Source organism: Micromonospora rhizosphaerae (assembly GCF_900091465.1).
Lineage (GTDB): Bacteria > Actinomycetota > Actinomycetes > Mycobacteriales > Micromonosporaceae > Micromonospora > Micromonospora rhizosphaerae.
The window spans coordinates 2,952,601-2,967,079 of the sequence record NZ_FMHV01000002.1 but is presented as its reverse complement, the minus strand read 5'-3'; the positions used below and the strand labels follow the sequence as shown (position 1 = coordinate 2,967,079).

Sequence of the window (14,479 nt, the reverse complement as noted above, 5' to 3'; positions counted from 1 at the left end):
GCGATGATGAACCGGCCAGTTCCGCGGGTGGCCCTGGTCACCAGCCATCCGCTGTCGGCGCCGTGGGACAGCGCCGACAAGCATCTCGCCGAGGTGGTGGCGCGCATGCTGCCGGAGTACCGGTTCCTCTCGGTACGCCGGGTCGGCGCGAACCGGGACGTTCCCGGCCGCCAGGTTCCCGTGCTGTCCCGGACGGGCCGGCCCGGACCGCTGGTGAGCGCCCAGGTCGCCGCGTTCGCCCTGGGGGCGCTCCCCCTCGTCGACCTGGTGCACGCCGTGGTCACGATCGGCTCGGGCTTTCCCCTGCTCGCCCGGTGTCTCGGCTCGGCCGCGGCGCGTCTCGGCCGACCGGTCCTGCACACCGCGCCCGGGGTGGTCGACCCGTCGGGCCTGTCGGCCGGTCCGGGCCCGGTGCCACACCTGGGCACCACGGTCGTGCTCTCCCAGCAGTCGGCCCGGGCACTGCGGGCCGCCGGGTTCCCGGACGTCCGGGTCGTGCCCCCCAGCCTGCCTCTGCACCGGTGGCGGGTGGCGCCGCGGCCCACAGGTGAGCCCGTCGTGCTCTTCGCCGGCCATTACGACAACGGTGGCGGCGCGGAGATCGCCGTGGCAGCCTTCGCTGCCTCCGCGATGCGTGACCGAGGGCGCCTGGTCCTGGCCATGCGGAGCCGGCCCGGCCAGGACGAGGCGAAGCTCGCCGAGCGGTTGCGCCGGCACGCGGAGTCCCTGGGCGTCGACCGCATCGACGTACGGGGGCACGTCGCCGACATGCCGGCGCTCGTCCGGTCCGCCACGGTGGTCGTCCTCCCGGCGGCCACCCTCGCCGGCAAGGCGGACATCCCGCTGGTGTTGCTGGAGGCGATGGCGGCGGGCCGACCCGTCGTCGCCTCCGACCTGCCCTCCCTGGCGGTGCTGGACCCGGCCGTCGCCCGGGTCCGGCCCGAGGCCGGTGCCACCGCCCGTGCGATCGACGAGATCCTGACCGACGACGGCGTCTGGCGGCATCGCGCACTCGCCGGCCGCCAGCTCGTCGAGCGGAAGTTCAGCGAGGCGGCCGTGGCCCGCCGCTACCGCGAGGTCTACCGCGAACTGCTGGATCGTGGCCCCGGCGGCGCCCCGCGCGCCGGCGCGGGGTCACCGCCGGTCGGGCGGTCGGCGCCCGGCCGGGAACCGATGGTCGTGTTCGAGAGAGGTGAGCGACGGTGAACGCCAGGAGACGGCGATTGGCGACGGCCGCCGTGACGGCGGCCGTCTGGCGGGGCGAGGGCGGGCGCATCGGCGACGACCTGCTGGCGCTGGCCCTGCGCGAGGCGGAACGGAACCAGGTGCAGGGCCTGCTGGCGCGGGCCTGCCCCGATCGGTTGTCCGGTCTGCTGCGGTCCGTGGAGGAAGCGACCGGGCAGTTCCGGTACAACCTCGCGGTGGCAACCGCCCGGCTGCGCGACGCCGGGGTCCGACCCGTACTGATCAAGGCCGATCCGGACGGCGACTACGTCTACACGAACTTCGACCTCGTGGTCGGCGACCAGTGGGAGGCCGCCCGCGACGCACTGGCGGGTTGGTACGTCCGCACCAGCGCCCACTCCCTCGAACCGGACAAGCTGCTGCTCCATCCGGCCCGCGGACCGGCGGCGCATCTGCACCGGACGGTCTCCTGGTTCGGCATCCCCGTCGTCGCCGCCGATCGGCTGGTCGCGGACGCCGGGGAGGCCGCCGCGGGGTGGCTGGTGCCCAGCCCGGACGACCAGCTGCGCATCTGGCTCGCGCACGCGGTGTTCCAGAACCTCGCCTTCGACCTGTCCGAGCTGATGGCGATCCGCTCACTGCTCCGACCGGAGACGGTCGCCGAGGCCGAGGAGGAGGCGCAGCGCGAGGGCTGGCGAGGAGCCTTCACCGCCGCACTGCGAACCGCCCGCCAGGCGATCCGCCGCCTCGACGACGGGGACCCGCTGCCCCTCCCGGTACCGCTCCCGGCGTCCGCGTCGATCGCGGTGGCCCGGGAACACGTCCGTCACCTCGCGCGTACCGGGCAGGGCGCGGCCGCGAGACGCGAGGTCGTGCTGCGCGGGCCGTTGACCATGGTGAAACGATGCCGGCTCGCGCTCGCCTGACGCCCCGAACGCCTCGCCCGGCGCGGCCGGTAGGTGGCCGGCGGATCGTCATCGGCTTCTGCGGCCCGGACGGGGCCGGCAAGAGCAGCCTCGTACGTGAGCTGTGGGGGAATCTCGCCGAGAGCGGCTTCGCCGTGCGCCGCGGTTACGGATACGGCTGCCTGCTCTGTCGGCGGTTTGATCAGCCGTCCGGGATCGCGGGGGCCGCCGCCGGGGCCGTGTCGAACGGCCGGGCCGCTGATCGGCTCTCCTCGACCACCGAGCCCCCGACGTGGCGCGGGCGTCTGCTGCGGCTCGCTCGTCGCCTGCACGGACACATCGACGCCGCGGAGCTCGCGGTCCGGCTCGCCGCGCTGCGTTGCACGGCACGGCTGACGAGGTCGGCGGTGGTGATGACCGACCGCGGTCCGCTCGACGGGCTGGCCAAGCACGATCCGCCACCCGGCTCGTCGCTGGCCCGGCGCTATCTGCGGCTCACCTCCAGGTACGACATCCTCGTGCTCCTGGACGCGCCGGCGGAGCTGTTGGCACGACGGGACGGCGAACACACGCCGGAGGAACTTGAGCACTGGCGACTGTTGTACCGGCGCTGGGCATGCCTGGCCGACGCTCTCGGCAACCGGGTCCTGGTGACCGACACGGCGGCCCGGACACCCGGCTCGATCGCTGTCGACCTGCGGCGCACGGTGCTGTCGGGGGTACGGCACGCTGCGCCGCACCGGGAGCCGGCGACGGTCCCCGGGTGGGAGCCGCGGGACCTCTCGGGCGCCGGTGGCCAACCCGGTTCGGGCGACGACGTCCCGCGGTCGGGCGAGACGTGACGCGTCCTCGGTCCCGGCGCGGCCGGCACCGCGCCCTCATCGCACTGCTCGTGGTGACGGCACTGCTCGGCGTGGTGGGGTGCGGCCGGGGCGGGTCCGACAACGGCACGACCCCGTTGTGGGGCCTCATCGGCCCGTACGACGGGGTCGATCTGCGGACGCTGCGCGACCGCGGCATCGACGTCGTCCTGCTGGAGATGTCGTGGGCGGCCGCGGAGCCCGCCGACGGCCGGTTCGACGAGAGGTACCTGTCGGCGATGCGCGCCCGGGGCGACCGGCTCCGGGCAGCAGGCTTCAAGGTGGTGCTCAACTTCGGGCTGCAGCACGCTCCGACGTGGATCCTGGCCAGGCCGGGTGCGCGCTTCACCAACCAGCACGGGAGCCAGTACGTCGGCCATGACGTGGCCGACCTGGTCTTCGGGCTGGGGCTGCGCCCGCTGGCCGAACGGTACACCGCGCGGGTGTTCGCGGAGTTGGGTACCGAGTTCTACGCCGTGCGCGTCGGGGGCGGGCCGAACGGGGAGCTGAGCTACCCGGCACCGGCGCGCCGGCAGGGCCGCAGCAGCAACGACTACTGGGCCTTCGGCCGGCTGGCGGTCCCCGGCAACCCGGTGCCGCGGTGGCGCCCGTGTACCCCGAGCCGTCATGACGAGGCCCGACGGTTCCTGGATTGGTACCTGGCGTCGTTGCTGGCCTTCCAACGCTGGCAGATCGACTCCGTACGGCGCTGGTACCCAGGCACGATCGCGGTCCTCTACCCGTCGTGGGGAATCAGTAGCCGGGACATCGAGGCGGCCGTCAAGGACGACCTCTGCGGGAACACGGCCGCGCAGCGCAGCGGTGACCTTCAGCGCGGCTACGACCACGCGGCGCAGATATCGGCCCTGCCGGACAGCGGGGTCGCGGTCGGGGCGACCTGGGTGGACAACGCGGATGCCGTCCATCGGCTCGCCACCCTGGCGCGGAGCCGCCGCCTGCCGGTCATCGGCGAGAACAGTGGGCGGGACGGTCCGGAGGCGATGAGGAGGGCGGTGACTCAGGCCAGGCGGTGGGAGATGACGGCCTTCCTCTGGGTGCGGGCACCGGAGGCGTACTGCTCGTGCAACGGGTACGCGTCGATCGACCAGTACACGGCGGCGATCAGAGCCAGTTGAGCCCGAGGCGTCATGATTACCTGGTCTCGTCGTTGAGAGTGAGGAACGGCAGGCGCCAAGATCCCGACCGGTGCGCTGTGGATCAGGGGAGGGGAAACGATCGAGTGGTGAGCGGCACCAGTGACGCCCTGCGGCGTATCGCCGGGTTCCTCGACGGCATTCCCGAGCTACCCGACCATCTCGTCACCGTCCACTCGGACGGCGGTCGGATCGGAGTGTTGTTCGGCGCCGGCCCCGAGGAGCAGGTTCGCGTTGACGCTGTCCGCCGGGTGCTCGCGGCCCTCGGCGCCACCGCCGACCAGCACGACTTCGAGTACGGCGGCACGGGGACCCTCGGACCGTACACGGTGGAGGTGTGCACCGGTTTCGACTAGTGCCGCCGGTGGGTCTTCGTTCGCCGCCCAGCCGGACCTGGACGGTTGACTACCCGGGCGCGGAGGCGGTGAAGTCGTCCACCTCGACCCCCGCCGGACCGGCGGCGCTGTTGGAGAGGAGGCGTACGCCCACCCCTCCTTGTCCCTGCAGCGACGGCGTGGTGTCCGACGCCGTCACGGCCCATCCGGCGGGTTCGGTCGTTCCGTCCCGCCACACCTTCCCGCGAACGGTCGTCGTGGTCCCGTCACCCCGCACCTCCAGCTGCAGCCAGTACCACCCGCCGCCGGAGAACTCGGGGACGGCAGCGCCGGCGCCCACCTTGACGATGCCACCGGCGCTCGTGCTCCGGTTGATCTCCACGTCGTCGGTCCCGCCCGCGACGGATCGCACCCGCAGGCCGTACCAGTCCCCCGAGCCGTTCACTCGGCCGAGTTCGTAGAAGCCGATCCAACTGGACGACGGGACGGCCGTGAAGCGGAACCGGGTCCTGACGGTGACGTTCTGCTGGCCGATGGGGACGGTGGAAATGCGAGCACCGGTGGTGGACTGTTGGATGACCCCGGCGGCCCCGTTCACCGAGTAGTCGGCTGAGGGCCCCGTGCCGGACCAGGTGAACCCGTCGATCGACCCCCAGCCGTTGGTCACAGACCGCGAGAAGGTGTCGGAGACGAACACCGTCGGCGCGGCGCAGAGGAGGTCCGTACCTGCCGGAGGCACGTTGGCGGAGAACTCCGAGGTGTTGCCCCGGTCGTCGGTGGCGGTGGCGGTCACGCCTCCGGTCACCGAGAGGCCGCCGACGCACCAGGCTCCGCTGTCGTCGGCGGTGACGCTGGCGAGAAACGCCGCTCCCTCTCCGTTCGTCTCGCCTGTGCCGGGCTGGGCGAGGAAGACCTCCACGGCCGAGCCTGCCGGTGCCGTTCCCCGCACCGAGGTCTCGGTCGCGGCCTGGATGACCGGAAAGTCCAGCCCAAGGTTGCCGACCGTCGCCGAGGTGGCGCCGTCGTTGACGTTGACACCGGCCACGGGAAGCAGGTCGATGCCGAGCCGACCGTTGTTCCGGATCTCGTTGCGGCTGATCCGGTTGCCGTCGGTGGCGGTCGCCGCACCCTGCGGATCGACCGCGACGCCGGCGAGACTGTTGCCGGCCACGATGTTCGTCGCGATCGTGTTGCCGACGGTTCCCCCCGCGACCAACACGCCGTGTCCCCGGTTTCCCCGTTGCGTCGAGCCGTCGCGGGCAAGCCCGATGAGGTTGTTCCGAACCACGTTCCGCATGGCCAGGGAGGTCTCGATGGCCACCCCACTCATGCCGTTGGCGGCGATGGTGTTTCCGTCGACGGTGTTGTCGGTTGACGCGAAGCGGATGTGCACGCCATGTTGCTGGTTCGGCTGACTCGTCAGGCCGTCCGCGGCGAGGCCCACGGTGTTGGCGGTGATCTGATTCCCGCTCGTCTTCGCACCGTTGGCGTTGCGCTCGTGGAGATCGATGCCGTCGCTGCTGTTTCCCGCGACGACGTTACGGGTGACCGTGTTGTTGCACGCCCCTCGATCGAGGTCGATGCCGTCGTCGATGTTGCTCCGGGCGGCGGAACCGGTGGGATCGAGGCCCGCGATGTTCCCCTCGATGGAGTTTCCACAGACCGCGCCCGTGCCGCCCGGCCCGTCTCTGCCGTCGAGCTGGATGCCGTCGTCGTGATTGCCGGACGCAACGTTGCCCGCGCCCGCCGAGGATCCGCCGATGGTGTTGTTACGGGCGCAGACGCCGAGCTCGATTCCGGCGCCCTGGTTTCCGTACGGTGACGGCTTCCGCCCGTTGACGTCCAAGCCGGCATAGTTGCCCTGCACCAGGTTCTGCTCCGGGCTGGCGCACGTCCCGTCCGTACGCATCGTGCCGAGGAGCTGGATGCCGATGCCGTTGTTCCCGGACACGACGTTCCGCTCCGCGGCGGTCGTGCCGCCCACTCGGTTGCGCAGCGACGCGCCGGTGATCTGGATGCCACTGTCGGAGTTCGGCAGGCGGGACAGGCCGTCGGCGGTCATGCCGACGTAGTTGCCGACGACGACGTTGTCCGAGGAGTTGGTGATCTGGATTCCGTCGTTGGCTCCGCCCGCCACCAGGTTGCGGTCGGCCGGGTCCGTTCCGCCGATCCGGTGCCCGCCGCCCTGCACCCGCATCCCGTCATCCGTGATCCCGAGTGGAGTGACGCCGTCCGCGGTGCCGATCCGGTTGCCGGCGATGACGCTGTCCCGTGAGGTGGAGGTCAACCAGATGCCGAAGCCACCGAAGCGGGTGATCGAGAGGCCCCGCACGGTGACGCGCTGGCCCTGCACGACGAGGCCGTTCTCCCGGTCGCCGGTGTCCGGGTCGTCGAGGCGGACGCCGACAGCCCCGCCGCCGGGCTGGGTGGACGCGTCGAGAACGACGTCGCTACCGGTGATCGGGGGCAGGGGATTGTTCCCGCCGGCGCCGACCGCGATCGTCTTCGGGCCCGACGGGGCGATGTTGAAGGTGATCACCGCGCCGCCCGCGGACGCGTTCGCCGCCGTGATGGCGCCGCGCAAGGTGCAGGAGGTCGGCGTACAGGACGTGGAATCGTCGTCGGCAGTGGTCACGGTCACGGTCAGCACGTCCGCTGCGCGTGCCGGCGCGGCGAAAACCACCGCCGCGAGCAGTTGGACGGCCACGACGATCCCGGCGCGGCGTGCTCCGGTCGCGATCCGGGACCGGCGTACCCGAGGGTGAGCGTGCGTGGCGGAGGGGGTGAGCCGCCTGCGACCCGCGTCAACCGCGGGCGTCGGATGCCGGCCGGGACCATCAGCGGGCGGGCGCGCGAGCCCCGAGACTCGAGACAAGGTCGTACTCCGTTCCGCTGACGACGACGGGTCCGATCGAGGGGGCGGGAGAGACGCCCCGCCAACGGAATGACCGTTACCCGCCGACGGTAGCCCGGAGTCCGGTTCGGAGGGATCGCTCGATCGGTTATTTTTCAGGCGTTCTCAATATGAATGCGACCAATCTTCGCGAACATCTCCCGCGCCTGCGCATCAGCAGCCGTCCGCCGGGCCCGGGACGACCCCACTTTGGCTGGGCGAAGCGGCCTCCGTCGATTAGAATATGTGTACTAATCGAGTTCCTGACCTGGGAGGACGCTCGTGACCGCGCCTACCTCCACCCCCCTCACGCCGTACGCCACCCTCCTCGGTTTCACCCGGTACGTCGACCGCACCGGGCCCACCAAGGCCACCTTCGTCGGGGGCCTGCGGAAGCAGCGGGCCAGCCGCTCCGGCTTCAACCCGCACGGCCAGTTCGTCAAGGCGCTCAAGGCCGACATCGCCTTCCACACCGGCGGCACCCACCTGGCACAGGTGGCCGACCTGGTCAAGCCCCGCTGGCGCCCGCTCTACCAGGCGCTCGTCCCCGGCGCTACGGCCTGGCTCCAGTCGCTCAGCGAGCCGACCGCCGTCGACCTGGCCCAGACCCGCGACGCGCTGGCCATGCTCGGCGACCTGCCCGTCAAGATCAACCCCCACTTCGGCGTCCGGTACGCCGACGGCCGCGCCGAGGCGGTCCGACTGCACTTCGACGAGGCCCCGCCGAGCGAGGAGGCCATCCTCGCCACCCTGCACCTGATGGCCCGGCACATGGACGCCGTCCTGCCGCACGCCGAGCCCGTCCTGGTCGACGTCCGCCGCGGCGAGGCCCACCACATGCCCGACTCGGCGAAGCCGGACCAGGTCGAGCAGTGGCTGGCCGGCGAGGCCGCCGCCTTCCGCGCCATCTGGTCCACCGCCGCCTGACCCACCCCCCCACCCCCCCCAAGCCCCCACGCCCCCCGCGCCCCGCCTGTCACGGCGGGGCGCGCGGCGCAAGATCCGGGCAACTTCGGGGAAGCTGCTGCCTCAACCGGGGACGAGACAGCAGTTGCCGTGCAGTTCCGCGGATCTAGCTTTGCCTGGCGGCCGAACCGGGGTTATCCACAGGGGGTGGTGGGGGGTGTGGCGGTCGGCCAGGGTGGGCTCATGCCCGTTTCTCCTCGACGGCCGGCCGAGCTACAGGGGCGCGTCTTCCGGGGCTCGGACGTGGTGGCTCGGGGGCTGCTGACCCGCACCGAGCTACGCAGCAGCGCGTGGCGTCCCCTGTTCAAGGATGTCTACGCCGACGCCCGACTGACGATCTCGCACCGGACCCGATGCACCGCTGCAGCCCGTTGGCTGCTCCCACCCGGCGCCGCGATCGCCGGCCGGAGCGCGGCGGCCCTCTTCGGCGCTTGCACGGTCGGCACCAGCGAGCCCATCGACGTCCTGGTCCCGGTCAACCGGCGCTTCGGGCCGGTCACGGGCCTCGTCGTGCACACCGGGGAGGTGGCGGAGACAGACGTGCTGACGCGCTCAGGGACTCCGATCACCACGCCATCCCGCACCAGTTGGGACCTGGCGCAGTGGCTGAGCACCGAGGAAGCCGTCACGGTGGTCGACGGGCTTCTCCGGCGGCGGCTGGTCAGCGCTGGTGAACTCCGGGATCTCGCGCACGCGCGGCTCGGGGCGCGAGGGTGGAAACGCATGCTCCGCGTCGCCGGCCTGGCGGACGGAGGAGCGGAGTCACCGCAGGAATCCCGGCTGCGGGTCGGGCTGGTGTTGGCTGGACTTCCGACGCCGGTCACCCAGTTCGTGGTGGAACGCGACGGCTGTTTCATCGCCCGACTCGACCTCGCCTGGCCCGAGCTGCGGGTCGGGGTCGAGTACGACGGCCTCTGGCACGACGACCCGGAACAGTTTCACCGCGACCGCCATCGACTGAACCGCCTGATCGGCAACGACTGGATCGTCCTTCACCTGACGGCGAAGCGCTTCAAGGAAGACTTCCCCGGCTTCCTCATCGAGGTCCGCCAAGCCCTCCGCTCCCGTGCCCGCTGACGCGCACGCACACCAAGATCCGCGCAACTTCCGAGGACATGCCGGCTCCAGACGGAGCGAGGCAGCACCTTCGGTGAAGTTGCGCGGATCTTGGGCGCGGCCCGCGCGGCCCGCGCGGGTCAGGCGGTGGTGAGGTAATGCTGGAGGTCGTCGAGGATCTTGTTGGCGGCGGTGACGCCGATGCCGGTCATCCAGGTCTCGTCGGCGACGACGTGGGCCTTGCCCGCCTTGACCGCGGAGAGGCCCTGCCAGAGGCTGCCCGCGGTGACCTTGGCCTGCTCGGCGGCGGCCTTCTCGCCGTACGCGGTCACGAAGATGACGTCGCCGTCGACCTCGTTGACCCGCTCGGGGCTGACCTGGTCGAAGCGCTTGTCCTCCTTGCCGTCGAGGCGCTGCCGCTCGGGGCGGCCCAGGCCGGTGTCGCCGATGACGATGCCGGAGAACGAGTCCGGGCCGTACACCCGGATGTTGCCGGGCATGAAGCGCACGATGGAGATCTTCCGGGACGCGGCGTCGCCGAGCTTCGCGCCGAACTCCTTGGCCCGCTTCTCGTAGGCAGCGAGAAGATCGCGAGCCTGCTGCTCCTTGCCCAGGGCCTTGCCGTCGAGGAGGAAGTTCTCCTTCCAGGTGATGCCCACCTTCTCGGTGAAGACGGTCGGCGCGATGGCGGACAGCTCGTCGTAGAACTTCTCCTGGCGGAACTTGCTGCCGAGGATCAGGTCGGGCTTCAGCGCGGTGATCGCCTCCAGGTCGGGCTCGGTGAGCACCCCGACCTCCTTGATGCCGGCGAGCTTCTCTTCGCCGAAGTACGTGGGCCAGCTCTTGGCCTGACCGGCGGTGGCGGCGCCGACCGGCGTCACGCCGAGCGAGAGCGCGGTGTCGATCTTGTCGGTGTCGAGGACGACGACCCGCTTCGGGTCCGCCGGCACCTTGGTGGTGCCCATGGCGTGGGTGATCTCCCGGGTCTCCCCGGTGGCGGTGCCGGTTACCGGGTCGCTCTCACCGCAGGCGGTGAGTCCGACGCCGAGGGCGAGGGCCGCGGTGAGGACGGCGGCGAGACGACGCATCAGATTCCTTTCGAGGATTCAACGACAGCAGCCGGGGCGGCAGGTGCCGGCACGGCGGCCAGGGTGGGAGAGGTGAGGGCGGGCACCACGAGCGGCGCCCCGGTCACCGGGCAGGGCACGACGACGCAGTCGAGCCCGAAGACCTCGCGGACGAGATCGGCGGTGAGGATCTCGCGCGGCGGCCCGGCGGCGACCACCGCGCCGGCCCGCATGGCGATCAGGTGGTCGGCGTACCGGGCGGCCTGGTTGAGATCGTGCAGCACGGCGACGACGGTCCGGCCGCGCTCGGCGCGCAGCCGGTGCAGCAGGTCCAGCACCTCCACCTGGTGGGCCAGATCGAGGAAGGTGGTGGGCTCGTCGAGCAGCAGCGCCTCGGTGTCCTGGGCGAGGGTCATCGCGATCCAGACCCGCTGCCGCTGCCCGCCGGAGAGGGTGTCCACCGGCCGGTCGGCGAGCCCGGCGACGTCGGCGAGGGCCATCGCCCGGTCGACCGCGGCGCTGTCCTGCTCGGACCACTGCCGCCACCACCGCTGGTACGGCTGCCGGCCGCGGCCGACCAGGTCGGCGACGGTGACGCCCTCGGGCACCAACGGGCTCTGCGGCAGCACCGCCAGCCGGCGGGCGACCTCGCGGGTCGGCAGGTCCCGGATGGCGGCGCCGTCGAGCAGCACCGTGCCGCGTCGCGGCGTGAGCAGGCGGGCCATGGTGCGCAGCAGGGTGGACTTGCCGCAGGCGTTCGGCCCGACGATCACCGTGAACGCGTCGGCCGGCAGGTCCAGGTCGAGCCCGTCGAGCACGGTCCGCTCGTCGTAACCGGCGACCAGATCTCGGGTGGAGAGCATCACGCCTCCTTGACAGGGGTGGACGTCACGAGGGCCTCCGGCGGCCGCGGAGCAGCAGGAACATCAGGTACGGACCGCCGATCGCGGCGGTCAGCACGCCGGCGGGCAGCTGGGTCGGCGCGAACAGCCGCCGGCCGGCGAGGTCGGCCAGCACCAGCAGCAGCGCCCCGAGCAACGCGGCGCAGAGCAGCGGCGGCCGTTCCGCGCGGACCAGCCGCCGAGCCACCTGCGGCGCGACCAGGGCGACGAAGTCGACCGCGCCGACCTGGGCGGTGACCATCGCGGCGACGAGGACCCCGGTGCCGGCGAGGCCGATCCGGCGGGCCGTCGGGCGCAGGCCGATGCCGCGGGCCGTGTCGTCGTCCAGCGCGCTGCTGTTCAACGCCCAACCTGCCCAGGCCAGCACCGGCAGGAGCGCGGCCAGGGTCAGCGTGATCCAGACGGTCTCGGTCCAGCCCTTGCCGGCGAGCGTGCCGATCAGCCAGATCTGCGCCCGCAGGCCGTCGATCGGGTCGGCGGTGAGCATGACCACCTCGGTCAGTGCCCGCAGCGCGAACGCCACCGCCACCCCGGCGAGCACGAAGCGCTGCGCGGCGAGACCGTGGCGGGCACCGAGGGCGAGCAGCAGCACGGCGGCGGCCAGCCCGCCGACCAGCGCGGCGGGCGCGACGAGGACGGCGGCGACGCCGCTGGTCAGGGCCACCGTGGCGGCGAAGCCGGCGCCCTGGGTGATGCCGATGACGTCCGGGCTGGCGAGGGGGTTGCGGGCCACGCTCTGGATCAGCGTGCCGGCGACGCCGAACGCCGCCCCGGCCACCGCCGCGAGCACGATGCGCGGCAGCCGCAGGTCGAAGACCACCAGGTGGTACGGGGTGTCGGCGCCGGAGAGCGCACGCAGCACGTCGGCCGGTGCGACGTACGGCGTGCCGAGGGAGAGGCTGAGCATGCCGGCCACCGCCAGCAGCCCGGTCAGAGCGACCGCGACCAGCACCGAGCGGCGGCGGATCTGCACGCTCACCGGACCGAGCCGCAGCAGCGACCGACCGGGGAGCCCGGCCGGACCGGCCCCGGTCCGAACCCCCGGGTCGGCCGGGAGGTCGCCAGGCACGCGCGGGTGGGGAGCGACTGGGCGGGAGGGGGCGATCACGCGGTCACCACCCGGGCGCGGCGGACCAGGTAGGCGAGGAGCGGGGCGCCGATCAGCGCGGTGACGATGCCGGCCGGCACCTCTCCGGGCGGGTCGACGAGCCGCCCGATCACATCGGCGGCGAGCAGCAGCGCCGGGCCGAGCAGCGCGGAGACCGCGAGGGTCCAGCGGTGGTCGGCGCCGACCAGGGCCCGGGCCAGGTGCGGAACGGCAAGGCCGACGAACGCGATCGGGCCGGCCGCGGCGACCGCTGCCCCGGTCAGCAGCACTGCGGCGGTGCCGCCGCCGAGGCGTACCAGGCCGATGCGGTGGCCGAGGCCGCGGGCGACATCGTCGCCGAGGGCGAGCGCGTCCAGGCCCCGGGCGACCATGGCGGCCAGCGCGAGCCCGGCGAGCACGAACGGCAGCAGCTGCGCGGCGACGGTGAGGTCCCGGCCGGTCAACCCGCCGACCACCCAGAACCGGTACTCCTCGAAGGTCCGGGCGTCGATACTGAGCAGCGCGTACACCACGGAGGCGAGGCTGGCGTCGAGGGCCGCGCCGACCAGCGCGAGGGTGACCGGGCTGGCGCCCTCGCGGGCGCGGGCGGCGACGGCGAAGACCAGCAGGCCGGCGAGGAACGCGCCGGCGATACCGAACCAGACGTACCCGGCGAGGGTGCCCACGCCAAAGACGGAGATGGCCAGCACCACGCCGAACGAGGCGCCGGCGCTGATGCCGAGGATCCGCGGCTCCGCGAGGGGGTTGCGGGTGAGCGCCTGGAACAGCACCCCGGCCACCGCGAGCGCGATCCCGACGGCGAGCCCGAGGGCGGTACGCGGCAGCCGCAACTCCCGGACGATCGTGCTGGCCTCCCCGGCGTCCGGCGCGGTGAGCGCGTGCCACACCTGGTCGACGGCGAGCGGCCGGCTGCCGAGAGCGAGGCTGGCGAGGAGTGCGACGGCCAGCAGCAGGGCCGCCGCGACGGCGACCGCCACCCGGCGGCCCCCGCGCCGACGGGTCGGGGTGCCGGCCCGGGCGGGCCTGGCGGCGACGGTGGTCACGAGTCCCTCGCACCTCTCAGCTTAGGTTCGCCTTACCTTAACGGAAGGGGTTAGGGATCCCTAACTCGCCACCGTCGATCCAGTTACCGGGAGACCTGATCCGGTCGCGGCCATACCCTGGACGCATGCGATTCGACCAGCACACGGTCGTGCTCCTGGTCCGCCCGACGGACGCACCCGAGCTGCCACGGGACGCGGCCGACCGGCTGCAGGACGCCCACCTGGCCCACCAGGCCGGGCTGGTGGAGCAGGGCGCCGTCCTCGCCGCCGGGCCGTTCCTCGGCGCCGACGACGAGCGGCTGCGAGGCTTCGTCGTGCTCTCCGTCGACCCGGAGATGGCCCGCGAGCTCTACGCCAACGACCCGGCGGTGCGGGCCGGACGGCTGGCCGTGCAGGTGATGAGCTGGATGGTGCCGGAGGGCAACGTGCGGTTCGAGACGGTGCCGGTCCCCCGCTCGATGCTCGAGGCGGCGTCCGGCGACTGACTCGGCTAGTCCTCGACGGCCGGGCGAGTGCCGGGCACCATCGGCCCCGGCCCGGCCGGCGCCTCGACCTGCTGTTCGGCCCAGACGTAGGTCTCCGGCAGCAGATCGGCGACCGGGACCGCGCGCAGCGCGTCCATCGGTCCCACGATGACCCGGATCGACGGGAAGTAGTCCAGCAGCACCTGGCGGCACCGGCCGCAGGGCGGGAGCACGCCCCGCCCCCGGTCCCCCACCGCGACGATGGTCTCCAGCTCGCCCGCGCCCTGGGTGGCGGCCGCGCCGATGGCGACCACCTCGGCGCACGGGCCCCCGGTGAAGTGGTAGACGTTCACGCCGGTGAAGACCCGTCCGTCGGCGGTCCGCGCCGCGGCGGCGACGGTGTGGTTGTCGCTGCGGCAGCGCAGCTTGGCGACGGCCGTGGCGGCCTGCACCAGCGCCCGGTCGGTGTCCCGCATGATCATCTCGTCCCCGTGCTCGACGTCGGTCGGCGGCCACTCTAATCCGGTCGCCGAAGGTGCCC

General features: G+C 72.7%; 14 protein-coding genes. 8 read left to right on the top strand and 6 right to left on the bottom strand.

Annotated elements, in window-relative coordinates:
- Positions 1 to 6 precede the first annotated feature (6 nt).
- From GA0070624_RS14245 to GA0070624_RS14225, 5 genes are all read left to right on the top strand, one after another.
- A complete protein-coding gene (locus GA0070624_RS14245) occupies positions 7 to 1,206 on the top strand; it encodes a glycosyltransferase family 4 protein (RefSeq protein WP_176731696.1) in 1,200 nt (399 codons plus the stop codon).
- 17 nt (positions 1,207 to 1,223) lie between these two features.
- A complete protein-coding gene (locus tag GA0070624_RS14240; protein WP_091341271.1) occupies positions 1,224 to 2,111 on the top strand; it encodes a hypothetical protein in 888 nt (295 codons plus the stop codon).
- Positions 2,090 to 2,932 carry a hypothetical protein gene (locus tag GA0070624_RS34720; RefSeq protein WP_091341269.1) on the top strand — a complete coding sequence of 281 codons (843 nt, stop codon included), beginning with the start codon at positions 2,090 to 2,092 and terminating at the stop codon, positions 2,930 to 2,932. The genes GA0070624_RS14240 and GA0070624_RS34720 overlap by 22 nt, the downstream gene beginning before the upstream one ends.
- Positions 2,929 to 4,086, top strand: coding sequence for an alpha-amylase family protein (locus GA0070624_RS14230; RefSeq protein WP_091341268.1), 1,158 nt, complete (start codon positions 2,929 to 2,931; stop codon positions 4,084 to 4,086). The genes GA0070624_RS34720 and GA0070624_RS14230 overlap by 4 nt, the downstream gene beginning before the upstream one ends.
- Positions 4,087 to 4,193: 107 nt before the next feature.
- On the top strand, positions 4,194 to 4,460 hold the full coding sequence (locus GA0070624_RS14225; RefSeq protein WP_091341265.1) for a hypothetical protein: 267 nt from the start codon (positions 4,194 to 4,196) through the stop codon (positions 4,458 to 4,460).
- A 49-nt stretch (positions 4,461 to 4,509) separates the two neighbouring features.
- On the opposite strand, the gene GA0070624_RS14220 is transcribed toward GA0070624_RS14225, so the two are convergent.
- On the bottom strand, positions 4,510 to 7,146 hold the full coding sequence (locus GA0070624_RS14220) for a right-handed parallel beta-helix repeat-containing protein (protein ID WP_141715014.1): 2,637 nt from the start codon (positions 7,144 to 7,146) through the stop codon (positions 4,510 to 4,512).
- A 468-nt stretch (positions 7,147 to 7,614) separates the two neighbouring features.
- On the opposite strand from GA0070624_RS14220, the gene GA0070624_RS14215 reads away from it, so the two are divergent.
- Positions 7,615 to 8,259: a hypothetical protein gene (locus GA0070624_RS14215; RefSeq protein ID WP_091341261.1), complete on the top strand. Its 645-nt coding sequence runs from the start codon at positions 7,615 to 7,617 to the stop codon at positions 8,257 to 8,259.
- Between the two features lie 222 nt (positions 8,260 to 8,481).
- Positions 8,482 to 9,375 carry an endonuclease domain-containing protein gene (locus GA0070624_RS14210; RefSeq protein WP_141715013.1) on the top strand — a complete coding sequence of 298 codons (894 nt, stop codon included), beginning with the start codon at positions 8,482 to 8,484 and terminating at the stop codon, positions 9,373 to 9,375.
- A 119-nt stretch (positions 9,376 to 9,494) separates the two neighbouring features.
- Here GA0070624_RS14210 and GA0070624_RS14205 read toward each other — a convergent pair whose 3' ends face one another.
- From GA0070624_RS14205 to GA0070624_RS14190, 4 genes are read right to left on the bottom strand one after another with little or no spacing between them, the layout of a single operon-like run.
- Positions 9,495 to 10,442 (bottom strand): ABC transporter substrate-binding protein, encoded by a 948-nt coding sequence (locus tag GA0070624_RS14205; RefSeq protein WP_091341258.1) that lies wholly within the window; start codon positions 10,440 to 10,442, stop codon positions 9,495 to 9,497.
- A complete protein-coding gene (locus GA0070624_RS14200) occupies positions 10,442 to 11,284 on the bottom strand; it encodes an ABC transporter ATP-binding protein (RefSeq protein ID WP_091341256.1) in 843 nt (280 codons plus the stop codon). The genes GA0070624_RS14205 and GA0070624_RS14200 overlap by 1 nt, the downstream gene beginning before the upstream one ends.
- Positions 11,285 to 11,309: 25 nt before the next feature.
- Entirely contained in the window at positions 11,310 to 12,392 is a 1,083-nt protein-coding gene (locus GA0070624_RS14195) for a FecCD family ABC transporter permease (RefSeq protein WP_245718786.1), read from the bottom strand.
- A 35-nt stretch (positions 12,393 to 12,427) separates the two neighbouring features.
- A complete protein-coding gene (locus GA0070624_RS14190) occupies positions 12,428 to 13,474 on the bottom strand; it encodes a FecCD family ABC transporter permease (RefSeq protein WP_091341254.1) in 1,047 nt (348 codons plus the stop codon).
- Between the two features lie 125 nt (positions 13,475 to 13,599).
- Between GA0070624_RS14190 and GA0070624_RS14185 the strand changes: the two genes are divergently transcribed.
- The gene (locus GA0070624_RS14185) at positions 13,600 to 13,959 is read left to right on the top strand and encodes a YciI family protein (RefSeq protein WP_091341252.1); all 360 of its coding nucleotides are present in this window, start codon (positions 13,600 to 13,602) and stop codon (positions 13,957 to 13,959) included.
- Positions 13,960 to 13,964: 5 nt separating this feature from the next.
- Here the strand turns inward: GA0070624_RS14185 and GA0070624_RS14180 are convergent, their stop codons facing one another.
- Positions 13,965 to 14,414: a cytidine deaminase family protein gene (locus GA0070624_RS14180; RefSeq protein WP_245718785.1), complete on the bottom strand. Its 450-nt coding sequence runs from the start codon at positions 14,412 to 14,414 to the stop codon at positions 13,965 to 13,967.
- Positions 14,415 to 14,479: the final 65 nt, after the last annotated feature.